We start from the raw sequence: 24,818 nt of genomic DNA on the forward strand, positions 1-24,818 counted from the left end.
TTTTTTCCGACGTTGATTTTTTTTAAACTTTGAACTTGTTGAATTTGCAAAGATACAAAATATTGTGACAGAATGTCAGGAGATTAATCAAAGTTAAATGTTAAAGGAAGCCTAAAATGATATTTCACAGGTATATTATGATAAGTCGCAGGTTTCCATTTCTTTTTAATAGATTTTATTGCTGTTAGAATCATCTCATTAAATTCTTTATTATCAGTTTCTCGTGATAATTTTACATCCTCCATTTTACCTTCAGCATTTATTGCAAATGTTGTCTCAACCGTAAATCTCACTGACGTCTTTGCAACAAACCTTCCTGTATCAATGCTATTGGCAACTTTTTTTCTAAACTCTTGAATTCCTCCTTCGTATTCCGGAACTGTAGAATACATTTCAGGCAGATAAGAATCGACATATTTTTCAAATAAATCATCCGCGAACATAGGTATCTTTACCAATGCGGCTTCCTTTTTACCGTCTACTTCAGCAGGACTCCAATCTTTCATAAATTTTAAAACAACTCTAGTAAGATCATAGGTACATTTAGAATTTGAAAACTTAGAGCTATCTTGTTTTACAAACTTTATTGTAGCATCAGGATATACAACAACTTCCAAATGATAAAATTCATTTTTATCATCACATGGTTTAAGTTTTTGTTTTAAAAGTATGTCATGGAATTGCCTATAAAATTCGACCCTCCCTCCTTTATAAAACTCTGTTCCATTAGGATAACTCTCAAGGATTTGCGCATTAAAAGCAGAGGAAATAAAAATCAGACAAAATAATAATATTCTTTTCCTACCCAGCATCATAAACATCATGGCTAAAATTAATTTTCATTACAAATTTAGAATCAACAGGAGCGCCGTTTTTGATTGCAGGTTTCCATTTTCCTTTTACTTTTTTGGCAGCGTATTTTATATCATCGATAAACATTTCACTGTCTTTGAATTTGGGAAGAACATCAATATTATTAATTTTTCCTTTAGAATCTATATTGAAAACAAGAGTTATTTTTCCTTGAAAAGCATATAAAGAATGATCGATATAAGCATGAACCATATTCATGAATTCTTTTCGGAAAGCTTCATCGCCGCCCGGAAATTCGGCTTTCTGGTAATTTGATGATGTTTGTTGAGTTTGAGTTGCAGTTTCCTGCGAAAATACTTTACCGCTTACAAGCAATAAAGATAGAATTAAAAGATATTTTTTCATGGTTAAATAAAAATCGTTTTATACATCTGTTGCAATCGCAGACAAATTCATTTTAATCTTAATTTGTGATGTTACGGGTTGTCCGTTACAAGTTGCAGGAATCCAATTTTTCTTGATTCTTCTCACCACATATTTCATATCATCAAAGAAAACTTCACTGTTGGCAACTTTTGGAGTTCCTTCAATTTTAGTCACTTTTCCTTTTTCATCCACTGTAAGTGTAAACGTAAAATCTCCATTAAGAACATAAAAATCTGTATTCAAATAATCGTACATATATTTTCTCAACGTTTCTTTATATACCGGAATTCCGCCTTCGAAGCTTGCTGCTTTAAAATCGTTACAATTTTTAACAGCAACCTGAAACAATGGTTCTTTGATATCTATTTTAAGAATATTTTTATTATTTTCTGTTAGAAAATTATCATCTCTTTCCTCGACGTCATTATTTTGCTGAGCGAAAGCAAAATTCGATACGAAAAGTCCTGCCAGTAATATTAATGTTCTCATAGGATTTATTTTAATGGAAATAACACACAAAATTATGCCAAAAAATCAAAAGAAACTCCTTTCCAATAAGAAGTTTCTTTAAATTTTTTAAATTAAAATTGAACGAGCTTTAAGGATGATTTTTAAGGATAAATTAAAAAATTATTCCCTACAATAATCCTTTAATATGTTTATAATTCGTTTTTACGGTATCTAAAGCTTCTTCCATTTTTCCGCCAAGCATTAACTGCGCCATAGATTTTGTCATTCCAATAACCTGATCGAATTCAATTTTCGGAGGTAAAGCCAACGCATTTGGATTGGTGAAAATATTCAACAAATAAGGTCCATTATAATCCAGACATTCTTTAATCGCGGCTTCAACGTCTTCAGGTTTGTGAACATTTTTTCCGGGATAGCCCATTGCCTGCGCAATCATTCCGAAGTCAGGATTAATCATATCTGTTTCATTGTCGGGCATTCCGCCAACTTCCATTTCCAATTTTACCATTCCTAGAGCTCTGTTATTGAAAACAATCAATTTGACAGGCAATTTATACTGAAAAATCGTTGCCATATCTCCCAATAACATCGACAAACCGCCGTCTCCACACATTGCAATTACTTGTTTGTCCTGATGAGCCAAAGAAGCCCCAATCGCCATCGGCATTGCATTTGCCATCGAACCGTGATTGAATGAACCTAACATTTTTCTTTCACCTGTTCCGGTAATATATCTAGCGCCCCAGACGCAGCACATTCCTGTATCTACTGTGAAAATCGCATCTTTTTTAGCTAATTTATCTAAAGTATGTGCCACAAACTCGGGTTGAATGGCATTTTCCGTTCCGAAATCTTTTACATACGTCAATTGAGCCTCTTTTACCTTTCCATAAAATTCCAATTGTTGATTTAAGAAATGAATATCCGTTTTTTCTTTTAACAAAGGCAATAAAGCTTTGATGGTTTCCTTCACATCTCCCGTCAATCCCAACTCAAGCTTTGCTCTTCTGCCTAATCTTTCTGGGCTTTCATCAATCTGAACGATTTTATTTTTAACAGGCATAAATTTCTGATAAGGAAAATCCGTTCCCAAAAGAATCAACAAATCTGCTTCGTGCATCGCATGATATGCGGAAGGAAGTCCCAAAAGCCCCGTTAAACCAACTTCATTAGGATTATTAGGCTGAATTGCCATCTTCCCACGGAAAGAATATCCAACAGGAGATTTTAAAAGTTTTGATAATTCTACAACCTCAGCATTTGATTTTTCCGCACCGATTCCACAATAAATGGTTACTTTTTGGCTTTCATTAATTAAGCTTGCCAGTTGATTCAATTCATCATCAGACGGACGAATAATTGGGTTTGTTTTAAATATTTTATTTGATGTCGTTGCTTCTTCGGCATCCAATTCCGAAACATCGCCCGGAAGACCGATTACAGCAACTCCTTTTTTGGAAATCGCATGCTGAATTGCCGCCTGTAAAGTTCTCTGAACCTGTTCCGGTCTCGTAATCATTTGATTGTAATGGCTGCAATCATCAAATAATTTTATGGTATTCGTTTCCTGAAAATAGTCCATTCCCATTTCTTCGCTCGGAATTGTGGAAGCAATCACCAACATTGGAACATGAGAACGATGCGCTTCGTAAACTCCGTTAATCAAATGAACGTGTCCCGGCCCACAACTTCCTGCACACACCGCAAAACCGTCAAGTTCAGCTTCTGCCGCAGCGGCATATGCTCCAACTTCTTCATGTCTTACATGAATCCATTCGATGCTGCTTTTTTTTACGGCAATGTTTAAATGATTGAGACTGTCGCCCGTAACTGCATAAATTCTTTTCACATTGGCATTTTCGAGCATTTCAACAATTTGCTCTGCTATATTTTTAGCCATAATTAATATTTTTGGTGTTTAAATTTTAGAAAAAACGGATGTGAATATGGATTGAAAGGCTTCATTAAATTTAGCCTCATTCAAATTTAGGGAATAATAAATATTTTAAAGATTCTTTAATATTAAAATTAACTTAAGTTCATAAAAAAACTCCGCAATTTCTTGCAGAGTTCTTGTATTTTAATTGATTACTTCGATTTGATTTCTCAAAAGATCCTCAAATTCGTCTCTTTTTCGTATTAAGTGTGCTTTTCCGTCTAAGAATAACACTTCGGCAGGTTTTAATCTTGAATTAAAATTTGAACTCATCTCAAAACCATAAGCTCCGGCATTTCTGAAAACCAAAATATCACCTTCTCTTACCTCGTTCAGTTTTCTATCCCATGCAAAAGTATCTGTTTCACAAATATTTCCGACTACTGTGTAAATTCTTTCCGCACCTTTTGGATTCGATAAATTTTCAATCTGATGGTAAGAATCGTAGAACATCGGACGAATCAAATGATTGAATCCTGAATTTACTCCTACGAAAACCGTAGCCGTGGTTTGCTTGATCACATTAGCTTTCACTAAAAGATATCCACTTTTTCCAACCAGGAATTTTCCAGGCTCAAACCAAAGCTCGAATTTTTTACCTGTAGCTTTAGAAAATTCCGAAATTACTTTTTCTACTTTTTTACCTAAAGTTTTCACATCGGTCTCTTCCTCAGTATCTTGGTAAGGGATTTTGAAACCACTTCCCATATCCAGATATTTCAGATTCGGGAAATGCTCTGATAATTCAAGCATAATATCCAAAGCCTGCAAGAATACATCCGGATCTTTGATCTCGCTTCCCGTATGCATATGAAGACCTTCCACATTCAGGTTGGTAGATTTCATCACTCTTTCGATGTGACGAACCTGATGAATAGAAATACCGAATTTGCTATCGATATGTCCTGTCGAAATTTTATAGTTACCACCAGCAAAAATATGCGGGTTGATTCTTACTAAAATTGGGTAAGTATTTCCGTATTTATTCCCGAATTGCTCAAGAATGGAGATATTATCGATGTTGATATGCACTCCAAACGTCATGGCTTCCTCGATTTCAGCCAAGTCTACACAGTTGGGAGTGAATAATATTTTTTCTTTCGGAAATCCTGCTTTTAATCCAAGTTTCACTTCATTAATTGATACACAATCCAAAGAAGCACCCAAGTTCTTGACGTACTTCAGGATGTTGATGTTTGTCAACGCCTTCGCAGCATAGAAGAACTTTGTGTGTTTTAAAAAAGAAGATGTAAGTTTCTCGTATTGAGTTTTAATAGATTCAGCATCGTAAACATACACCGGCGTGCCAAACTCATTGGCAATCTGTAACAATTCTTTTGAATTCATAATTAATTAAGTAAACTTCTTTTTTGATTAAGAAAGTGCAAAGGTAGTAAGAAATTGTTTATAATTCTAAATCAAACACATAGAAGATTATTCTTTTAATTTGAATTTAACAGAATAATATGCTTTTTAAAATAATTTTAAAGATTTTTATTCTATTGTTTTAAAAAATTCCCAATTAAAACAATTACAGTTAAAATCATTAAAAACGCAATGATAGAAACAGGATTTGCGAAATTCACTGTCCAGCCCAAACCAAATCTTTTCGGAGGGAAAATTCTTTGATCTTCTTTGTTAAAATAAAACAATCCGAATTTCCAAAAAGATGGTTTGTTGGTATTATTCATTATTAAAATTTTTGAATATCTGATTATTTTGGCAATGGCAACGTTTCAAAATCACCTCGGAGCAAAGCCAGTTGCAATTCATTATTTAAATCCGTAGACTGATAAAGCAGGTCGATTTTCAACTTTGAAAGTTTGCTTAATGTCTGGATTTGTGTAAATAATTCATAAAAACCATATGAAGCAACTTTCCCGTTTTCTATAATTAAAAACAGCTTTTCTCCCAACTTTCGCCCCTGTCCAAGCCAAAGTTCATTTCTTTTTTTGAAATCGATTTTCTTTTTGAAAACTTCTATATCGTTGTATTCTTCAATATTTCCAATAAATTGAATAGCTTTCGAACCTTGCGTGAAAGACCTGAATTTCAAAATTGGTTTCTCAAGTTTATTCAACTTATTTTTTTCAACAACGTACTTTTCATTTCGATGATACAGCCCAAATGGAAGTGTATCTCTTTTCTTAATTCCTTTTGAATTCAATATCAGCTTGGCAATAATATCCGTTCCGGTAAGCTCATAATTGATCTGCTCTACACCTTGTTGAATAATTTCCCATTTTTTTGATTTTGAATTAAAAACTTTCTTCGAAAACTTGTTAATATCCTGAACATGATCTGAGAAAATAATTCTTCCCGCTTCGTCCTGAAAATAAACAAAGCCTTTTTCATTAGGAAGATCCTGCGTTAATATCTTGATTTTGTTGATGTAAGTCTTCGCATTGGTTTCGTCGTGCTGTTTTTGAATGATCTCATTTTCAACATCTTTTGAAACTAAAAGTTTAAATAACTCCAATGTTGCTCTTGCATCTCCATCTGCTCTGTGGTGATTAGTCAATGGAATCCCTAAAGATTTCACCAATTTTCCTAGAGAATAGCTTACCTCATCCGGAATCAGTTTTTTAGCTAACGGAATTGTATCTAAAGTATTGATTTTAAATTCATAACCAAGTCTTTGGAAAGACTGACGAAGCATTCTGTAATCGAAATCGATATTGTGACCAACCAACGTTGTATTTTCAGTAATCTCAACAATTCTTTTGGCAATTTCGTGGAATTTGGGTGCAGTTTTCACCATTTTCGGGGTAATATTGGTCAATTTTTGCACAAAAGGTGTAATATCACTTTCCGGATTTACAAGCGAAATAAACTGATCAACAATTTTCTGACCATCGTACCTGTAAATAGCAACATCAATAATGCATTCTTTTCTGTAACCTGCACCATTACTTTCTATGTCAATTATCGAATACATTTAAATTTATACAACTTCTTTTTAAGATTAATTTTAATGATTGCCGTAAGTTCTTATTAAAACTTTAACAAATTAAATACCATAATCCACATGAGCAATCCATCTGTCATTGATATACAAAGGCAACTCTGCTAAAATAATAAATTTTAACTAATTTTTAACGTTTTCTTCCGCCCAACCCCAACATTCCCAGAATTGCTTTTGCGCCTTCTCGCATTAATGTGCTTGTGAAAGTTCGTCCTGCTTTGCTTTGTAAAACCTGTTCAAACATTCCCGGTTCTTCTTTTACAGGTCTAGATTTTTGATTTGGAGCAGCATTTTGAGTCGCTTCCTCCATCCTTTTTACTAATATTTCGTAAGCAGATTCGTTATCTATAACTTTCTCATACTTAGCAACTAAAGCCGATTTGTTTGTTAATTCAGAAATCTCTGCATCATTCAAAACATCCATTCTAGATTCGGGAGAAATTAAATAGGTATGAACCAGCGGTGTAGGAATTCCTTTTTCATCCAAAGCTGTTACAAATGCTTCTCCAATACCTAAATTCTGAATTAATGTGGATGCATCATAAAATTCTGTTGTAGGATAATTTTCGACTGCTTTAGAAATTTCCTTTTTATCTTTCGCTGTAAAACCTCTCAATGCATGCTGAATTTTTAAACCCAGTTGAGAAAGAATTGCTTCCGGAACATCTCCCGGAATTTGAGTAATAAAATAAATCCCAACTCCCTTAGAACGAATCAGCTTCACCATCGTTTCGATCTGAGAAACCAATGCTTTTGAAGATTCATCAAAAATTAAGTGAGCTTCATCAATGAAAAGAACCAATTTCGGTTTTCCACTATCACCTTCTTCAGGAAAAGTCATGTAAATTTCTGCAAAAAGAGAAAGCATAAATGTTGAGAATAATTGCGGTTTACTTTGAATATCAGCAACTCTCAAAATATTTACAACTCCTTTTCCGTCTCTTGTTTCTAATAAATCATGAACATCAAAGCTCAATTCACCAAAGAAACTAGAAGCTCCTTGTTGCTCTAGAGCTACAATTGATCTTAAAATCGCACCCAAAGATGCCGAAGCAATCGAACCGTAATTTGATGATAATTCTGCTTTACCTTCCGCATTTTCAGTGACATATTGAAGGACTTTTTTTAAATCATTCAAATCTATTAAAGGCAAACCTTTATCATCACAATATTTGAATACAATCGACATGATACTTTGCTGGGTATCATTTAATTGTAAAATTTTACTTAATAAAACCGGACCAAATTCTGTAACAGTTGCTCTTAGTTTCACACCTCTTTCACCAGAAATTGTCATTAATTCAACTGGAAAGGATTGCGGATTGTACGGAAGCTGAGTTTTTGCATATCTCTCCTGAATTGCCGGATTTTCTGTTCCTGCCTCTGCAATTCCTGAAAAATCTCCTTTAATATCCAAAACCAAAGAAGGAATTCCCTGATGCGAAAGCTGTTCTGCGAAAACCTGCAATGTTTTTGTTTTTCCCGTTCCTGTTGCTCCTGCGATCAAACCGTGACGGTTAATGGTTTTCAATGGAATCGTAACATTAACTTCCGGAACAACCTCTCCATCCAACATTCCTTTTCCTAATATAATATGATCTCCTTTTGGAGTGTATCTAGCATTTAGTTCTTGAATAAATTTTGCCTTGTCTGCCATTTGATATTTTTTAACTTATAAATATAAAATTTTTTGGAAAATATTCATTCATCAAATACTATTATTGGTCAAGTTTTTGCTATAAATCTGCGCAAATATGCATATTTTGGCATTTTGAAATTTGAATTTTTTAAATATTAATTTAAAAATAGAATAATTAAAAACTTTATAGATTTATTCTATTAGTATAGATTCTTTATTTTAGCGTGTTTTAAAAAAATAAACACGATTTTTGTATATTGAAAATAACAAACTGTTACAGAAGAAATGAAAGTTGAACAAATATATACAGGTTGCCTTGCACAGGGCGCCTACTACATCGTATCAGAAAATGAAGCAGTGATCATCGATCCCCTAAGAGAAGTAAAACCCTACCTGGATCGACTGGAGAAGGATAACGTAACTTTAAAATATATTTTTGAAACACACTTCCACGCAGATTTTGTCTCGGGACATTTAGATTTAAGCAAAAAAACAGGCGCTCCGATCGTTTACGGTCCCACTGCACAACCTGAGTTTGATGCAATTATTGCAGAAGACAACCAAATTTTTGAAATTGGAAAAGTAAAAATAAAAGCTCTTCACACTCCTGGTCACACAATGGAAAGCACAACTTACCTTCTGATTGACGAAAATGGTGTTGAAACTGCGATTTTTACGGGAGATACTCTATTTTTAGGAGATGTTGGAAGACCTGATCTTGCACAAAAAGCAGAAAGTCTTACCCAGCAAGATCTTGCAGGAATTTTATATGATAGTTTACATTCTAAAATCATTCCTTTAGATGACAGCATCACAGTTTATCCGGCTCATGGAGCAGGTTCTGCTTGTGGAAAAAATATGCAGAAAGAAACTGTTGATATTTTAGGAAATCAAAAAAGAACAAATTACGCTTTAAATCAACCGGATAAAGAATCTTTCATCAAAGAAGTTCTTGACGGATTAACAGCTCCTCCAAAATATTTCGGGATGAATGTTGCCATGAATAAAGGAGGTTACGAAAGTCTTGATACTGTAATGGACAAAGGTTTAACGCCAATTTCTGTTGAAGATTTTGAAGCGTATGCAGAAGAAACAGGGGCATTAATTTTAGATACAAGAAGTCCGGGAGAATTCCACCAAGGATTTGTTCCAAATTCTATAAATATCGGTTTGAAAGGAGATTTTGCACCTTGGGTTGGGACTCTAATCGTTGATGTTAAACATCCTTTATTATTAATTGTTGAAGAAGGAACGCAAGAAGAAGCCATCACAAGATTGAGCCGCGTTGGGTTTGATAATGTAGTTGGATATCTACAAGGTGGTTTCGAAGCATGGAAAAACAACGGAAAAGAAACAGATGAAGTGAAAAGAATTTCTCCGGCAGAATTCGCCGAAATTTTTTCTGAAAACTCAAAAGTGATTGATGTTCGTAAAATTTCAGAATATTCTGCAGAACATATTGATAATTCTTACAATAGACCTTTAGACATCATCAGCGACTGGGTGAAAACCATCGATGATTCTGAACACTTCTTCTTACATTGTGCAGGAGGGTACAGAAGCATGATCGCAGCCAGCATCCTTAACTTTCACGGAATCAGAAACTTTACTGAAATCGATGGAGGATTCAACGGAATTAAAAAAACAGAAAAATTCCCGACTTCGGATTTTGTTTGCCAGTCAAAAACATTGTAAAAGATAAATAATGAGAGGAAAAATTTTTGGAATCATTCTGGTTTCTGCCTTAGCACTAACTGCTTGTAAAACAGCGAATACAGCAACAGTTTCGAATGTTAGCGTTAAAAAATTAATCAACGATTCCTGAAGTTACTTTAGTTGACGTAAGAACTCCTGAGCAGTTTGCGAATGGATCGATTGAAAATGCAATCAACGTTCCTTTAGCGGAAATTCAGAAAAACCCAACATCTTTAAAAGGAAAAAAAGTGGTCGTTTTCTGCAACAAAGGAATTCAGGCGGATGAAGCGGTGAAGATTTTAAAGAAAAATGGAGTTGAAGTGTACGACGGAACAAGTGTCGAAAATATTAAAGCCATTCAGAAGCATACTCTTTAAAGTTTAATTTGAATTAAATAAAAACCAAAGCTATGTCACAAAAATTTCAGGAAATAATAGATTCCGAAAGACCGGTTCTGATTGATTTTTTTGCAACCTGGTGTCAGCCTTGCAAAGTTCAGTCTTCGGTTTTGAATACGGTAAAAGAAAACGTTGGCGAAGGCGCCAGAATTATAAAGGTTGATGTGGATCAGTATCCGACTTTAGCTGCTCAATACGGTGTGCGTGGAGTTCCTACATTAGCGATCTTCAAAAAAGGAGAAATGCTTTACAAAGAAAGCGGTGTGCATGATGTGAATACACTCACGCAACTTTTAAAACAATATGCTTAAAACTGTGATTTTTTCACAGTTTTTTTGTTTTCATTTTCCCACCGATTTCACGGATTTTCACAGATGATTGCGCATATTTTCATATGAAAAAATAAAATTTAGCATAAACATCTGTGAAAATCCGTGAAATCGGTGGGAGAAAAAACTATAAATCAATAGAAAACGAATCTCGATCATTTAAAAACTGAAAGTGATTTCTGAAATCTTTCAATTCTTCTAAATTCCATTCTGCGGAAACAATATTGTCTTTTTTCTCTGAAATTTCTTTTCCATCCGCGAAAAAACAATGCGAACTTTCCTGATAAAAAAGATTATTTCCATCCGTTCCGATTCTATTTAAACCAAAAACAAAAGACAGATTCTCAATCGCTCTGGCTTTCAGTAAATGCTCCCAAGCTTCTACTCTTTTTTCAGGCCAATTGGCAACATATAAAATAGCGTCGTAATCATCATTATTTCGAGCAAAAACAGGAAAACGAAGATCGTAGCAAACTTGTAGTAATATCCTAAAGCCTTTATAATTTACAATTATCCTTTTCTTTCCCGGAGTATAAACTTTGTCTTCGCCAGAAAATGAAAACAGATGTCTTTTATCGTAAAAATCAACCTGAGAATCTGGCTGTACAAAATACATTCTGTTATAGAAATCTCCGTTGTCCTCTACTGGAGCACTTCCGCAAAAAGCAGCGTTTTTTTCTTTCGAAATTTTCTTTAAAAATTCTAAAGATTCTAAATTTCTGTCGGAAACTTCAGAAGCATCCATACAAAAACCTGTTGAAAACATTTCCGGAAGCAGGAAAAGATCCGCTTCCTGATTTTGCAATTCCTTTTCTATTAATTGAAAATTTTCTGTTTTATTTTTCCAGATGATATCTAAATTCAGTCCTGTGATTTTCATAAACTTTGTTAAAAAACTTCAATAAAAATACGATTTTCCTGCGATTTCGGTTCTATTTTTGATGCGAATGTTTTTTAGTAATAATAGTAAAAAAGTAAAATTTATGAAGAAATTGATTTTTATGTTCATGATAATTTTCGCCGGAACTGCCGTGAAAGCACAAGCATGGACTGGAAAAGGAGATCAAAAAATTAATGCTGGACTAAGTGCTTGGGGATATGGAACGGGAATTACAGGAACTTACGATTATGGTTTAAATAAATTAATTTCAGTGGGTGCAGGATTGAATGCTTACTTCGGAAATTATAAAGATAATGATGATGACAACAGGGTTTTTGTTTTCGGAAGAGTCAATTTTCATTTAAAAGAAACTTTACAGCTGCCTGAAAAATTGGACATTTATCCTGGTGTTGATGTTGGGGTTTTAGGAAAAGATTTCGGGATCGGGGCTCATATTGGAGCGAGATACTTTTTCTCCGACAGGATAGGTGTTTTTGCGGAAGTCGGCAACAATGGCAGTCTCGGAGTTTCCATCAATTTATAATAAATCATCTTAATATATGACAAAGCTTCTCGTTTCGGGGAGCTTTTTTATTTGGCATAGTTTTGATAATTGTTACCTTTGCAAATTAAATATAAAAAGTATTAATGGAATTAGCAATCAAGATTTTCCAGTTCATTCTAAGTATTTCTATTTTAGTAGTCCTTCATGAGCTTGGTCACTTTTTACCGGCGAAATGGTTTAAGACCAGAGCAGAAAAGTTTTTTCTGTTTTTCGATCCTTGGTTTTCAATTTTTTCAATGAAAAAAATCAACGGAAAATGGCAGTATAAGTTTTTCTCTCAAAATCTTCCAGATACAGAAGAAATCGTAGTAAACGGAGAAAAGAAAGAAGTTGCTATCGACATATCAAAATTACCGGACAGCGACTGGAGAAAACATCCTGAGCTGACAAAGTATGGAATCGGGTGGCTTCCTTTCGGTGGATATGTAAAAATTGCCGGAATGATCGACGAAAGCATGGATACCGAGCAGATGAAAAAACCTGCTCAACCGTGGGAATTCAGATCGAAACCAGCTTGGCAAAGATTAATTATCATGTTGGGAGGAGTTACGGTAAACTTTTTCTTGGCTTGGATTATTTTCTCGGCTTTGGTTGGTAAAAATGGCGAACACATTTTTGACGCGGATAAAATTACAACACCTCTTCATTACACAGAAGCTGCAAAAAAAATGGGCTTTCAGGATGGAGATAAAATTTTAAAAGTTGATGGTAAAACACAAAAAGACTTCAAAAAACTGGCGTTAGATGTTTTATTGAGTGACGAAATTACAGTTCTTAGAGATGGAAAAGAAGTTACTTTCCCTACAAACGACGATGGAAAAGCGATGGCTTTCCAAGATCCTGAACCAAGATCTTTCCTTACCCCTAGAATGGCACCTATTGTTGACACGATTGTTACAAAATCTACGATGGATGCGGGATTGAAAATCGGTGATAAAATTGTTGCGGTTAATGGAAGACCTTTGGAATACTACGACCAAGTAAAACCTTTGGTTGCTCCAAATGCGGGTAAAACTGTTGATTTCGAGGTTTTAAGAAACAATCAATTGACAAACGTACAAATTCCTGTTTCTAAAGAAGGAACAATCGGAATTTTATCTTTCAAAGAAGTTGAAAAATACTACGTTCACAACAATTATAACTTCTTCAGTTCTATTACAAGAGGTTTTACATTGACTATTGAGAGTTTAACATACCAGATTAAGCAGTTTAAATTAATCTTCAACAAAAAAGTTCAGGGTTATAAAAAAGTAGGTGGCCCGATCGCAATTGTGAAAAATATGCCTGTAAATAAAGATGCTAAAGGAAATGTTTCAATTGACTGGACTGCATTTTGGGGATTCACGGCAATGTTCTCGGTTTGGTTGGCATTTTTGAACTTAATTCCTATTCCCGGACTTGATGGAGGACACGTTTTATTTACATTATATGAAATAATTGTAGGAAAACCTGTACCACAAAAAGTATTGGAAAATGCACAAATGGTTGGAGTTATATTCCTGTTAGGCTTGATGTTACTTATCTTCGGAAGCGACATCTTTAAATGGATAACCGGAAGTTTATAATATTTTTTAAAATTTTCATTAAAAATATTTGTAGGGTATAAATATTCGTCCTATATTTGCACCACTTAAAACAAAGGACATTCCTCCTTAGCTCAGTTGGTTAGAGCATCTGACTGTTAATCAGAGGGTCGCTGGTTCGAGCCCAGCAGGAGGAGCAAAAGACTTACAGAAATGTAAGTCTTTTTTATTTCTATGTATTCAATTAAGTTTTATTAACTTTTCACGAAACTTTTATTAAACTTAATCTCCTGAAAAATAGCAAAATAACCTTGAAAGCCTTTCTACCACAAGAAAATTTCAATTATTTTTTATTTAAAAACTTGTTTGATATTAATATTCATATTATATTTGCATCACTAAAAACAAAGGAAATTCCTCCTTAGCTCAGTTGGTTAGAGCATCTGACTGTTAATCAGAGGGTCGCTGGTTCGAGCCCAGCAGGAGGAGCAAAAGACTTACAGAAATGTAAGTCTTTTTTATTTCGTTATTTAACCAATCTTAATATTACCTGTTTTACAATTATTAATTTTAATTAAAATTAATGTAATTTCATTATTTTTCCATATAAAACATTGTAATACAGTTATTTTTTTATGATTATATAGAAATTAATATAAATTAAATTGATAAAACTAAACATTGTTTGTAACTTGTGGTACTATAAACGTAAATTATCATGAAAAAACCTTGACTTTCGTATTTATTGGTGTTTTTGGTATATCTATCGCACAGGTTGGGATTAATACAGCTAATCCGGTAAGCACTTTGGATATTATTGCAAAAAATGCTACAGGCAATTCCACCAACGTGGATGGCATTACAATTCCGAGAGTAGATAGAGCACGGGCTCAGGCAATGGCATCAATTCCACTCTCTACCATGATCTACATAAACGATATTTCTACCGGAACCAATTCCGGAACAACCATAGACGTGACTTCCGTAGGTTTTTATTATTTCGACGGAATCAAATGGGTTGCTATTATAACCACGCCATCGAATAACGACTGGCGTACCACAGGAAATACAGGAACAACTCCTGGAACAAATTTTATAGGTACAACAGATAATCAAAATGTTGTTTTTAAGAGAAATAATAATGATGCGGGAGTTTTAAGTAATATTAATACATCTTTTGGGGAAGATTCTTTACCATCTGCATCCCCGGCACTTTTAAGCTCTGCGTTTGGAGTTGGAGCACTATCTGCTGCAACCGCAGGAAGTGTGGCGAACTCTGCTTTTGGTAATCAATCCTTAAGTGCGAATACAACAGGTGTACAAAATGCATCTTTTGGATTTCAAGCTTTACAAAATAATACAACAGGATCCAGAATTACAGCATTAGGATCAGGTTCGCTCAGATCACAGACTAGTGGGGGAGATAATGTTGCTGTAGGCTATAATTCCCTTGATGTCCTAACTGGAGCATCTGCCTTTAACGTAGCAGTAGGCGCAGATGCGCTGGGTACTCTAACTGCTGGTAGTGGAAATACAGCGATTGGAGATAATACAGGAAATCCGTCGAGTGGAGGAGGTGGAGTATCTTTCACAACTGGTAGCAACAATATATTAATTGGGGTTAATTCAACTTTTTTAAATGCTACAACAAACAATCAAATGAATATTGGAAATGCTTTGTTCGGAACAAACCTTAGTAACGACATAGCAAACCTTACCGCCAATATTGGGATAGGAACTGCAACACCTGCCACAAGATTACATGTTTTAGCAACTACAGCGAACGCCAACAGATACAATCTTTTTGATGCTGCTGCAGGAACCAACCAGTACGGAATTATTGCTTTAAGAAATACTTCTGCCCTGGCAACAGGAAATTACTCTCTTTTAGGATTCACCAACAGCGGACCCACTTCGGGTGGGGCTAACTGGGCTATAGGCTCTATTCGTACAGGTGCAACAGCAACTAATGGAAGTGAAGAAGATTTCTATATAGGAAATTCTACAGGTGGTGCACTTAATGAACGTTTAAGAATAAAACCAAACACCGGTAATGTAGGAATTGGCACATCGAATCCTACTGCTAGATTGGAAATAGCTTCTGGAACGACAGACGTTTCAGGTCTAAAATTTACAAATATCAACAGTACAACTCCTCCTACCGCCAATACATCTTCTTTAGGGATAGATGCGAGCGGAAATGTTGTTGTGCAAAGCTCATTAACAACATCCTTTAAATCTTTCAATATCGATGCAAGTGTTGCTGCAAATTCACTGGTTACTTTAGGTGGGATACAATTAAGATATCCATCAACAACCTGTACCAGTACAGGTACTTTTCTACAAATAAGATCAACTACAGGTTCCAACAATGCTGGTATTATACATGCAGCAACAATATCATCTCAGACTACCGCAAGTAATACTTTTGTTGCGACAGTACCTTTTACAATCACTACTGGATTTGCCGATATAACATCTCTCCCAGTAAATTGTGTTCAGGACGGGCATACTCAGTTTAGTTTTTTCTCGTATACCGATAAAACTTTTTACAGGATAAATTTCAATGTCGCTGACGGAGATAGTATTTCGGGAGTTGTGCCTCAGGGATATATTTTTGCAGAGCTCCAAAAATAAAAAAGCACAGATTCCTCATATTTAATTAAAATACTACTATAACACCATCATTTTGATGGTGTTATTTCATTACATTTGCAGTTTTGCATTTAAGTTTAAATAATTTTACATATTTACAATAAAAGTGCATACTTTTTGTTTATGCTAATAGCTTGAAGAAACAACAAATGTTAATTAATAACTCAAAATATTATACTCTTTTTTTCTATTATTTTTCATAGACCTTGTCTGTGCTCAAAATACCGCGAATGGAAGGATTGTAGATGCCAAAACGAACAAAGAAGTCACCGGTGTTGATATCTTTATTAATGATAGTAACAAAGCGGCTTTAACGACCACTTCGGGAAGTTTTACTATTCAATCTGATAGTATTATTTATAAATTAAAATTTTTAAGAAAAAACTACGGACTAGAAAGCGTAAACATAACTCCGGAAACGGCAACGAATATATTTGTAAAGTTATCTCAGGATAAAGTAGAAAATATTCAGGAAGTGGTAATCCACAACGAAAAACCGAAGTTTAAAAATAAAAAAGAAAATCCCGCTTATGCCATCATGCAAAAAGTCTGGGAGAAAAAAAGAAATAACGGATTAGATAAATTCGATACTTATACCTATAAAGAATATGAGAAGATTCAGTTTGATGCCAATAATCTAGATAGTGCATTTATGAAGAAAAAAATCTTCAACAAGCTAGAATTTATTTTTGATTATAAAGATTCCACAGCCAGTGGAAAAATTGGACTACCCGTTTTCTTAAATGAAGCTATTTATGAAAATTATGGTGAAAACAGACCGAATAAAAGAACAAAAAGACTTTTAACGGCACAAAAAACTTCCGGGTTTCAGGACAATCAGATTATTACCTTAACAGCGAAAAACTTATATCGTGACATTAATATTTATGATAATACGTTAAATTATTTCGATATCGGGTTTCCAAGTCCGGTTGGAGAAACGGGTTTCAGTACCTATGATTATAATTTAATTGATACCATTTCAATGAGGGGTGAAAATGCCTTTAAAATCCGTTATCAACCGAAGAGAACGGAGGTTTTGGCATTTCAGGGATATCTTTATATTGATACCGATACTTATGCAGTTTTAGGTGCGACTTTAAAATCGACACAGAAAATAAACGTTAACTTCATCAACGGAATTTCAACAGAACTAGAATACGATAATCCTGATGAAAACACTTTTCTGCCAAGAAAATTTGTTACCGAAATTGAAATGACACCTTTTTCAAAAAAGAAAACATCAAAAAGTATCATTGCAAAAAGATCAGTCGATTATTCTGAATATGAATTTAATAAACCGCTAGAAGACAAAATCTTTAAGCGACAGGAAGAAGAATACAGTGACAAATTTGTTGATAAAGATGATGCATTTTGGGTGAAAGCAAGACCCGATTCTTTATCGAAAACCGAGCAAGGCGTTTACGAAATGCTGGACAAGCTTCAGCAGACTCCAAAATTCAACCGAATTGTGAAACTGTATGAAACGCTTGGCTCTGGATACTACAACGTTAAAAAGTTAGGAATTGATTTAGGACCAATTTTCTCTATTTACGGTAAAAACGAAATTGAAGGGGATAGAATTCGATTAGGAGCAAGAACTTATTTCACAAGAAACGATCCTTGGAGAGTTCAGTTTTATACAGCTTATGGTTTTAAAGATCAGCAAGTAAAATATGGGGCTGAAGCAAGATTTATGTTCAACAGAGTAAATAGATTTACAGTCGGTGCGGGAACAAGAAGAGACATTTTGCAATTGGGAGTTCAGTTGACGAATGATGACGGAATTATGGCGCGTACATTTGCTTCCTCAACTCTTTTTGCGAGAGGCGAAAATGCTTCTTTAAGTTCAGTAAATCAAACCAATGTTTTTACATCGATCGAGCCGTGGAAAAATTTCCAAATCAGATTGGATGGCACAATGCAAAGCATTAAATCCGCAAATCCTGATGGATTTAATTTAAGATATTACAAAGACGGAAACTTAAGACAAACAACCAATGACTCTCATCTTACACTTAGTTTAATTGCAAGACCGGGTGCAAAATTCTCGCAAACCGGCCTCGACAGATACGAACACGGAACATTGGCTCCGACAATCGTCTTAAAATACACGAGAGGAATTGAAGGCCTATTTGGATCTGATTTCAATTATAATAAATTACAATTCATGTTCTACAAACCAATGTTGATCGGAAGTTGGGGCAAACTGATGCTGAATTTCGAAGCTGGAAAAAACTTTGATACCGTTCCATTGGCTTTACAAAATGTAATTCCCGGAAACCAATCATATAGTTTGGCTCAAAATACTTTTGCTCAGCTTAATTATTATGAATTTGTGGCAGACACTTATACAACGCTTCATCTGGAACATCATTTTAATGGTAAAATACTTTCTTACATTCCTTTGATCAAGAAATTAAAATTGAGAGAAATAGCATTCTTCAGAGCCGCTTACGGAACTTTGAGCGATGCCTCAAAGGCAATAAATGTGGAAGGCTTCAAATATTCTGCTCCAAGCGAGCATATTTATTATGAATATGGAGTTGGGATTGAAAACATTGGTTTTGGAAATCTTAGAATTTTCAGAGTAGATTTTAACTGGCGAGGAAATTATCTCGACAGACCAGATATTTCAAAATTCGGAATCAAAGCAGGATTCCAGGTTGGGTTTTAAAAACAAATCTCCTTTATTGATATGATAAAGGAGATTTTTATTTTACTAAGATTCTGCCGGCCAGTCTTTGCAGCCATTGCAATGAGCAACAATATAAACAATGTTACATGGAGGTCTTTCTCCTTCCGGAAGCTTACAATATATCTCACAAGGTAAGCAGTCTTTTACGGGAAGCGCACCTCCCATTATACTTTTCAAGTTTTCGCGATTGATTTTCTTTAAATTTTTCATAATGATTAAGTTTTAATTTGATGTGTTTAATTAAACTTTTGAAATTTAAGAAAATTATTTTTATTGAATTTATAAAAAAAGCCTCAATAGTTGAGGCTCATATTTTATTAACACGGATCGGGATCCAGAATCCAATTCGGACAACGAAGTTGTTGCTGTGGCGTCCATGTCAGCCATTCTGCACATGTAGTCGCAGGAGGTGGACAAATTAGTACTCCTCCACCAATTGATTTAAGTTGGCTTTTTGTAAGTTTCTTTAGATTTTTCATAGTATTTAATTTGTGATCAGGTTATTAGCAATTGCAAGGAGTATCAATTACAGAATTAATACAGTGCGCTTTTTGCCAAGCAGACCAAGTACACCACTCAGCACACCAATCAGCCGGTACAGGGCATCTCTCTGCGCCTCCATGAATTGTTTTTAATTCTCTTTTCTTTAATTTTTTTAAATTTTTCATAAGGTTTAGTTTAATTTATTGCCTACTCTTTTTGCTTTTCGGCTACCGCAAATATATTGTTATTTGAATGTTATCAAATATAAAAATATATCACATAAAATAGAATAATTTAAAAAACTTTAACTTTTTTAACGAAAAATTAAAAAACAAAATCCCCGACAAAATTGCCGGGGATTAAATTTTTATAAAACGCTAAAAATTATGCGTTTGCTTCTACAGATACAAAAGATCTGTTGTTTGCTTTTTTTCTAAAAACTACTTTACCGTCGATTAGAGCAAACAAAGTGTGGTCTTTACCGATTCCCACGTTTGCACCTGGGTGGTGTTGAGTACCTCTTTGTCTAACAATAATGTTTCCGGCAATAGCATCTTGTCCTCCGAAAATCTTCACACCTAATCTTTTAGAGTGAGATTCTCTACCGTTCTTGGAGCTACCAACTCCCTTCTTGTGTGCCATTTTATTAGTGGATTATTATTATTTGTTTAACGCTTTGAAAGTGTCGATGTTCTTCACGATAGCAGCATCTACTTCTTCGTGAGTAAGAACAGTCTTTTCTAGTTCAACTTTTACTGCTTTACCTAAAGTAACTAAAGCATCTCTGTTCTCTTTAGACTGAGACAATCCGTTTTTCTTCAAGTGATAGTTCAACTCATGATCTTCGCTGAAGTTAACAGTTGCGCTGTCAGAAAGAACTTCTGCCTTAGCAGTTTCTTTTTTAGCAGCTTTCTTTGGAGCTCCTTCAAAACCAGTGATACCAGTAATTTGAATTTGCGTTAAAGATTGTCTGTGACCATTTTTCACTTGGTAACCTTTTCTTCTTTTCTTTTTGAAAACGATTACTTTATCAGCTTTTACATGGTCTAGGATCTCTGCTTCTACAGTGATTCCGTTTACAGCTGGGGCGCCTACAGTGATTGCACCGTTTACAGTAAGAAGAACTTTATCGAAAGAAACTTTTCCTCCTTTATCTCCTTTTAAACGGTTTACAAACAACTTCTGGTCTTGCTCAACTTTGTATTGAAGCCCTGCTATTTCTACAATTGCAAACATTGTTTATAAATTTTTAGTTATTTCGAGGTGCAAATATATGAAATATTTTCTAAATAGCTTGCAATCAAAACAATCTTTTTTATTCTTTTAAATTTTAACTATGTTTTGAATAATTTCTCACTCCGAAGTGATAATATTTCCGAAAGAATTTTATACCTTCGTTTTCACCTAAAAATATTTTATATGAAAAGAAACTTCCACTTCCCAATTCTATTGGGAGCAATTGCTGCACTCTCATTATCAGCATGTAACGACGATTCAATGGAAAACCCTGCCGTACAGGAACAACAAACCCAAAACCTGAAAATCGACCAGCCCAATGACCTTGAAAAAAGCTGTTCTTATGTAGACCAATACTGGAGCTCAAGCGCAGTTTTACTTACTTCTCTTCCAACATCCGCAGACACCAGTTTCATGAACTCTCAAATGACAAAAAATGCTACAATGTGGGGAAGAAGCACACCAACGCTTAGATTTGTGAATGATCCTTCAAACCCAGGTTCTACGTACAACGCGATTTCTTATTCAACAGGGAAAATCTATTATGGTTACGCCATTTATGCTGATGCTAAAAATAAAGGCGGAGATATCGTAAACGCAATGATTTTGGCGCATGAATATGGTCACCAATTACAATATGCTTACGGATTACCTAGTGTAAATGAATCCACAGCAAGACCAAACGAGCTTGAAGCAGACGGATTTGCAGGATACTACTTAAGAAGACCAAACGGTTACAACAAAACATCCTTCGCAGAAATTGCCGCTGCCTATGAATTTGCACAAAGCATTGGAGATTATCAGACAACTAGTTCGGGTCACCACGGAACGCCTCCACAAAGAAGATCTGCAGTTCGTCTAGGATTTTTACTTGGCCAATATAGCTTGACGGCATCTTCGTTCGATTACAACTTCTTCTATTACTATCAAGGAGTTTTGAATGGAACTTACAAAATGGGAAAAAATTCTCAATATCCTGAACTTGATGCTTACATGAGTCAGTATATTGATGAATTGAAAAAAATTCAGACTGGAGAAATCTCTGCTGAAGAATTTAAAGATCTTAAATAAACATTCATTTTCGACATATTTAAGTAAAGGAGGTAGGCTTTGGCTTACCTTTTTTGTTGATTTTAGAGTTTCGAAGATGGAGGCGGAAGGTTGAAAGTTTTTGAAAATGCTCATCAACGTTTTCACAGTAAATGATTTCAAACATCCATCATCCTACATCCATCCAAATTATTTCTTACTTTTGAAACATATTCCAAATAATGAACAGAGACCTTTACATCGATTTTGCAAAAGGATTGGCAACGCTTTCCATTATATTTATTCATACGGCTTTTTGGTCGGGACAGTTTTATATTCCGGCGGAAGTGCGAGTGTTTTCTTTAGTTTTTGATGTTGCTCTTTTTTATGCATTAAGCGGAATTACGTCCGGTTCAAATATTGAAAAAACATTTTACAGATTGCTGAAATTACAGATCACCTACATGATTTTTGTAACGTTTTTGTTCTTCCTTGATTACTTTTTTAAAGTTTTCGGGCTCAGTTTTTTTTCTTTAGAATGGCTTCAAAGTTTTTATTCAACTTTTGGATCAAAATATTCAGCAATAAATATTTCGGCAGTTCCACAATGGGAAAATTTAGGAAACTGGTATCTTCATCAATATACCAATGCAGATACTTTTCCTGTGGTGATGGGAAGTTTTTGGTATTTAAGAGTTTATTTTATTTTAACGGTTTTCGGAGTCTTAATTTTAAGATTTTTCCCAAAACACATCAACTGGTTTATCGGGATTTGTATCACTTTAACCTTACTATTCAATATTTTTCCTGAAATTTATCCAACAGGTCAGGTTGGTTACGTTGCATTTTATATGACCGTTTTCTTAATTGCCAACAAAATGCGCGGAAAAACCATCCCGACAAAAATGATTCCTGTATTATATGGAATTGTTGCCGTCGCTTTGTGCTGGATGTTTTGGTATTATGGAAGCGAAATTTTCTTCAAAATCAATAAAAATAAATTCCCGCCAAAGGTTCCTTATATAATATGGTCGTTATTTTCTTTGGTAACACTTTTTGTTTTTTACAACAGATTAAAAATAACGAAAGAGAATTTAGTCACTCATATTGGCAAAAACGCGATTTTTTTCTATTTCGCTCAGGGAATTAGTTCGTCATTAATTTATTTTCTTGTTGTTCCCTTAAAAGAAAACTTACCCTGGTGGGTTTTAATGATTTTAATTTATATCGTTAATATTATTTTAGCCTTCATAATTTCAGCAGGATTAAAAAAAGTAGACGTTTTAGGATGGAATATTTTGGAGTTTCTGAGAAGAAAAACAGCATCTTAAATTCTTTTATTTTTCTTTAGACGCAAAGTTTTAATTTAAAATAAAAAATATTTGAGTGAGCAAAGAGGAATCAACAAGTTGATTTGATGAAGCGATATTTTCAAGCTTAGCGAAGCAAATTTATTTGCCTTTGCCTTCTAAAAATCATAAGTATGAAATAAAATCTTTGCGTTTAAAAACAAAAAGCTTCACAAATTATAAGACGCTTAGATGAATTCAATGTCATAATTATCAATTTAAAATAAAATCATATTTCTTCTCGTAAATTATTTTAATTTTACAGAAATTTTTAAACTATGTTTAAGTTGAAACTTCCTACCGATCCAAGGTGGGCAAATATTGCGGAAGGAAACCTAGAAGAAATTTTGACGGATCACGCATGGTGCGAGCAAAAAGCTGCGACAAACGCGATCGGACTAATTACCATGCTTCCTGAATATCCGGAAATCGTAACAGAGCTTCTTGCCATCGCACAGGAAGAGCTTGAGCATTTCAGACAGGTTCATGAAATTATCAAGAGCAGAGGTTATTCTTTTGGACGTACCAGAAAGGATGATTACGTAAACGAATTGGTCAATTTCATCCAAAAAGGAGGAAACAGAGATGACCTTATTGTTGATAAAATGCTTTTTGCAGCAATGATTGAAGCAAGAAGCTGCGAAAGATTTAAAGTTTTAACTGAAAACATAAAAGACGAAGAGCTTAAAATTTTTTACAGAGAATTAATGATCTCAGAGGCCAATCATTACACGACTTTCATTGGTTTTGCAAGACAATTGGGAGACGAAGCGAAAGCAAATGCACGTTGGGAAGAATGGCTGGAATATGAAGCAAAAATCATTCAGTCTTATGGAAAAGGAGAATCTATCCACGGATAAAATTTAAATGATCAAATTATTTTAACCACAAAAGATAAAAAGTGCTTTAAGAATCTTTTACTTTTTTAATCTTTTGAATCACTTTTTATATTAGTAATAATTTTTTGCCCCTTTTGCGGTAAAAATTAAAGAATAACAGATAAAATCGCAGTGAAAAAACTGACTTTTGAAAATATTGCCAACTTCTTCCTGAAAAACTTCTTTCAGGGGTTGGTTATTATTGGTCCGATCGGGCTTACCATTTTTGTAATCTGGTATGTTGTTACTTCCATCGACAATATTATTCCGTCGGTTGCAAAGGAAATTCCGGGGTTAGTTTTTATTTCAACGATTTTAATTACAGCACTTTTAGGATTTTTAGGAAATAAATTCGTTGTTGGAAGATTTTTCTTTGATGCCATGGATCGTCTCCTTGAAAAAACTCCCGGCGTAAAACATATTTACACTCCTACCAAAGACGTAATGTCATCATTTGTTGGGGATAAGAAAAAATTCAATGATCCTGTTTGGGTAAAAACCAATGAAAATCCGGAAATCTGGAGAATCGGTTTTTTAACTCAAAAAGAAATGGCAGATGTAGAAAAACACAATTATGTTGCAGTTTATCTTCCTCATTCTTATGCAATTTCAGGCTGGGTGATTGTAACTGAAGAAAAAAACATCAAACCTGTAGTGGGAATGACGGCGGCTTCTGCAATGAAATTTGCGGTGAGCGGCGGTGTGGCAGGCTTCCATTCAGATGAAAATATATTTAAAGCTCCTGAGTAATTTTCTTGATGCGTAACTCTCTATTTACCGCAAAAGATACAAAAGACAATTGAACATTTTAGCTGAATAAAAAAGTTCATAAAAGCAAAACGAAATATTG

At 34.4% G+C, this 24,818-nt stretch carries 25 protein-coding genes and 2 tRNA genes; 13 read left to right on the top strand and 14 right to left on the bottom strand.

What is annotated here, in order from left to right; genetic code table 11:
- Positions 1 to 83: 83 nt before the first annotated feature.
- From ACKX2A_RS10730 to ACKX2A_RS10765, 8 genes are all read right to left on the bottom strand, one after another.
- Complete coding sequence (locus ACKX2A_RS10730) at positions 84 to 824, bottom strand: energy transducer TonB family protein (protein ID WP_415324504.1); 741 nt, start codon at positions 822 to 824, stop codon at positions 84 to 86.
- On the bottom strand, positions 802 to 1,218 hold the full coding sequence (locus tag ACKX2A_RS10735) for an energy transducer TonB (protein ID WP_415324506.1): 417 nt from the start codon (positions 1,216 to 1,218) through the stop codon (positions 802 to 804). The genes ACKX2A_RS10730 and ACKX2A_RS10735 overlap by 23 nt, the downstream gene beginning before the upstream one ends.
- A gap of 18 nt (positions 1,219 to 1,236) precedes the next feature.
- Complete coding sequence (locus ACKX2A_RS10740; protein WP_415324509.1) at positions 1,237 to 1,728, bottom strand: hypothetical protein; 492 nt, start codon at positions 1,726 to 1,728, stop codon at positions 1,237 to 1,239.
- Between the two features lie 148 nt (positions 1,729 to 1,876).
- The gene (locus ACKX2A_RS10745) at positions 1,877 to 3,610 is read right to left on the bottom strand and encodes a thiamine pyrophosphate-dependent enzyme (RefSeq protein ID WP_415324511.1); all 1,734 of its coding nucleotides are present in this window, start codon (positions 3,608 to 3,610) and stop codon (positions 1,877 to 1,879) included.
- A 180-nt stretch (positions 3,611 to 3,790) separates the two neighbouring features.
- Complete coding sequence (gene lysA, locus ACKX2A_RS10750) at positions 3,791 to 4,993, bottom strand: diaminopimelate decarboxylase (protein ID WP_415324513.1); 1,203 nt, start codon at positions 4,991 to 4,993, stop codon at positions 3,791 to 3,793.
- A 152-nt stretch (positions 4,994 to 5,145) separates the two neighbouring features.
- Entirely contained in the window at positions 5,146 to 5,337 is a 192-nt protein-coding gene (locus ACKX2A_RS10755; protein WP_415324514.1) for a DUF5808 domain-containing protein, read from the bottom strand.
- A gap of 23 nt (positions 5,338 to 5,360) precedes the next feature.
- The gene (locus ACKX2A_RS10760) at positions 5,361 to 6,584 is read right to left on the bottom strand and encodes a PolC-type DNA polymerase III (protein ID WP_415324516.1); all 1,224 of its coding nucleotides are present in this window, start codon (positions 6,582 to 6,584) and stop codon (positions 5,361 to 5,363) included.
- A gap of 157 nt (positions 6,585 to 6,741) precedes the next feature.
- On the bottom strand, positions 6,742 to 8,268 hold the full coding sequence (locus tag ACKX2A_RS10765; RefSeq protein WP_415324518.1) for a helicase HerA-like domain-containing protein: 1,527 nt from the start codon (positions 8,266 to 8,268) through the stop codon (positions 6,742 to 6,744).
- A gap of 267 nt (positions 8,269 to 8,535) precedes the next feature.
- Here ACKX2A_RS10765 and ACKX2A_RS10770 point away from each other — a divergent pair, with 267 nt between their 5' ends.
- The 3 genes from ACKX2A_RS10770 to ACKX2A_RS10780 all read left to right on the top strand — a co-directional run bounded on the left by ACKX2A_RS10770 (position 8,536) and on the right by ACKX2A_RS10780 (position 10,654).
- A complete protein-coding gene (locus tag ACKX2A_RS10770; protein ID WP_415324519.1) occupies positions 8,536 to 9,945 on the top strand; it encodes an MBL fold metallo-hydrolase in 1,410 nt (469 codons plus the stop codon).
- A gap of 179 nt (positions 9,946 to 10,124) precedes the next feature.
- Entirely contained in the window at positions 10,125 to 10,322 is a 198-nt protein-coding gene (locus ACKX2A_RS10775; protein ID WP_415329456.1) for a rhodanese-like domain-containing protein, read from the top strand.
- Between the two features lie 32 nt (positions 10,323 to 10,354).
- The gene (locus ACKX2A_RS10780; protein WP_415324521.1) at positions 10,355 to 10,654 is read left to right on the top strand and encodes a thioredoxin family protein; all 300 of its coding nucleotides are present in this window, start codon (positions 10,355 to 10,357) and stop codon (positions 10,652 to 10,654) included.
- A gap of 145 nt (positions 10,655 to 10,799) precedes the next feature.
- Here the strand turns inward: ACKX2A_RS10780 and ACKX2A_RS10785 are convergent, their stop codons facing one another.
- Positions 10,800 to 11,552: a nitrilase-related carbon-nitrogen hydrolase gene (locus ACKX2A_RS10785; protein ID WP_415324522.1), complete on the bottom strand. Its 753-nt coding sequence runs from the start codon at positions 11,550 to 11,552 to the stop codon at positions 10,800 to 10,802.
- Positions 11,553 to 11,655: 103 nt separating this feature from the next.
- Between ACKX2A_RS10785 and ACKX2A_RS10790 the strand changes: the two genes are divergently transcribed.
- The 6 genes from ACKX2A_RS10790 (at position 11,656) to ACKX2A_RS10815 (ending at position 18,972) form a co-directional block, all read left to right on the top strand.
- On the top strand, positions 11,656 to 12,096 hold the full coding sequence (locus tag ACKX2A_RS10790; protein WP_415324524.1) for a DUF6646 family protein: 441 nt from the start codon (positions 11,656 to 11,658) through the stop codon (positions 12,094 to 12,096).
- A 104-nt stretch (positions 12,097 to 12,200) separates the two neighbouring features.
- Positions 12,201 to 13,682, top strand: a complete 1,482-nt coding sequence (gene rseP / locus ACKX2A_RS10795; RefSeq protein WP_415324526.1) for an RIP metalloprotease RseP — start codon at positions 12,201 to 12,203, stop codon at positions 13,680 to 13,682.
- Between the two features lie 81 nt (positions 13,683 to 13,763).
- Positions 13,764 to 13,837 (top strand) — tRNA-Asn (locus ACKX2A_RS10800).
- A gap of 218 nt (positions 13,838 to 14,055) precedes the next feature.
- Positions 14,056 to 14,129: transfer RNA gene (locus ACKX2A_RS10805), tRNA-Asn, on the top strand.
- A 240-nt stretch (positions 14,130 to 14,369) separates the two neighbouring features.
- The gene (locus ACKX2A_RS10810; RefSeq protein WP_415324527.1) at positions 14,370 to 16,277 is read left to right on the top strand and encodes a beta strand repeat-containing protein; all 1,908 of its coding nucleotides are present in this window, start codon (positions 14,370 to 14,372) and stop codon (positions 16,275 to 16,277) included.
- 493 nt (positions 16,278 to 16,770) lie between these two features.
- The gene (locus ACKX2A_RS10815) at positions 16,771 to 18,972 is read left to right on the top strand and encodes a DUF5686 family protein (RefSeq protein WP_415324528.1); all 2,202 of its coding nucleotides are present in this window, start codon (positions 16,771 to 16,773) and stop codon (positions 18,970 to 18,972) included.
- A gap of 45 nt (positions 18,973 to 19,017) precedes the next feature.
- Here the strand turns inward: ACKX2A_RS10815 and ACKX2A_RS10820 are convergent, their stop codons facing one another.
- The 5 genes from ACKX2A_RS10820 to rplU form a co-directional block, all read right to left on the bottom strand.
- Positions 19,018 to 19,203 (bottom strand): bacteriocin-like protein, encoded by a 186-nt coding sequence (locus ACKX2A_RS10820; protein ID WP_415324530.1) that lies wholly within the window; start codon positions 19,201 to 19,203, stop codon positions 19,018 to 19,020.
- Positions 19,204 to 19,310: 107 nt separating this feature from the next.
- Positions 19,311 to 19,472, bottom strand: coding sequence for a bacteriocin-like protein (locus ACKX2A_RS10825; RefSeq protein ID WP_415324532.1), 162 nt, complete (start codon positions 19,470 to 19,472; stop codon positions 19,311 to 19,313).
- Positions 19,473 to 19,496: 24 nt separating this feature from the next.
- Positions 19,497 to 19,661 (bottom strand): bacteriocin-like protein, encoded by a 165-nt coding sequence (locus ACKX2A_RS10830; RefSeq protein ID WP_415324534.1) that lies wholly within the window; start codon positions 19,659 to 19,661, stop codon positions 19,497 to 19,499.
- Positions 19,662 to 19,860: 199 nt separating this feature from the next.
- Positions 19,861 to 20,118: a 50S ribosomal protein L27 gene (rpmA, locus tag ACKX2A_RS10835; RefSeq protein WP_415324536.1), complete on the bottom strand. Its 258-nt coding sequence runs from the start codon at positions 20,116 to 20,118 to the stop codon at positions 19,861 to 19,863.
- Between the two features lie 18 nt (positions 20,119 to 20,136).
- Positions 20,137 to 20,712 (bottom strand): 50S ribosomal protein L21, encoded by a 576-nt coding sequence (rplU, locus tag ACKX2A_RS10840; protein ID WP_415324538.1) that lies wholly within the window; start codon positions 20,710 to 20,712, stop codon positions 20,137 to 20,139.
- A gap of 183 nt (positions 20,713 to 20,895) precedes the next feature.
- Here rplU and ACKX2A_RS10845 point away from each other — a divergent pair, with 183 nt between their 5' ends.
- The 4 genes from ACKX2A_RS10845 to ACKX2A_RS10860 all read left to right on the top strand — a co-directional run bounded on the left by ACKX2A_RS10845 (position 20,896) and on the right by ACKX2A_RS10860 (position 24,718).
- Positions 20,896 to 21,783 (top strand): metalloprotease, encoded by an 888-nt coding sequence (locus ACKX2A_RS10845; RefSeq protein WP_415324539.1) that lies wholly within the window; start codon positions 20,896 to 20,898, stop codon positions 21,781 to 21,783.
- A gap of 200 nt (positions 21,784 to 21,983) precedes the next feature.
- Complete coding sequence (locus tag ACKX2A_RS10850; RefSeq protein WP_415324541.1) at positions 21,984 to 23,072, top strand: acyltransferase family protein; 1,089 nt, start codon at positions 21,984 to 21,986, stop codon at positions 23,070 to 23,072.
- A 296-nt stretch (positions 23,073 to 23,368) separates the two neighbouring features.
- On the top strand, positions 23,369 to 23,950 hold the full coding sequence (locus ACKX2A_RS10855; protein ID WP_415324543.1) for a tRNA-(ms[2]io[6]A)-hydroxylase: 582 nt from the start codon (positions 23,369 to 23,371) through the stop codon (positions 23,948 to 23,950).
- 150 nt (positions 23,951 to 24,100) lie between these two features.
- The gene (locus ACKX2A_RS10860) at positions 24,101 to 24,718 is read left to right on the top strand and encodes a DUF502 domain-containing protein (RefSeq protein ID WP_415324545.1); all 618 of its coding nucleotides are present in this window, start codon (positions 24,101 to 24,103) and stop codon (positions 24,716 to 24,718) included.
- Positions 24,719 to 24,818: the final 100 nt, after the last annotated feature.

Source organism: Chryseobacterium sp. MMS23-Vi53 (assembly GCF_047651245.1).
GTDB lineage: Bacteria > Bacteroidota > Bacteroidia > Flavobacteriales > Weeksellaceae > Chryseobacterium.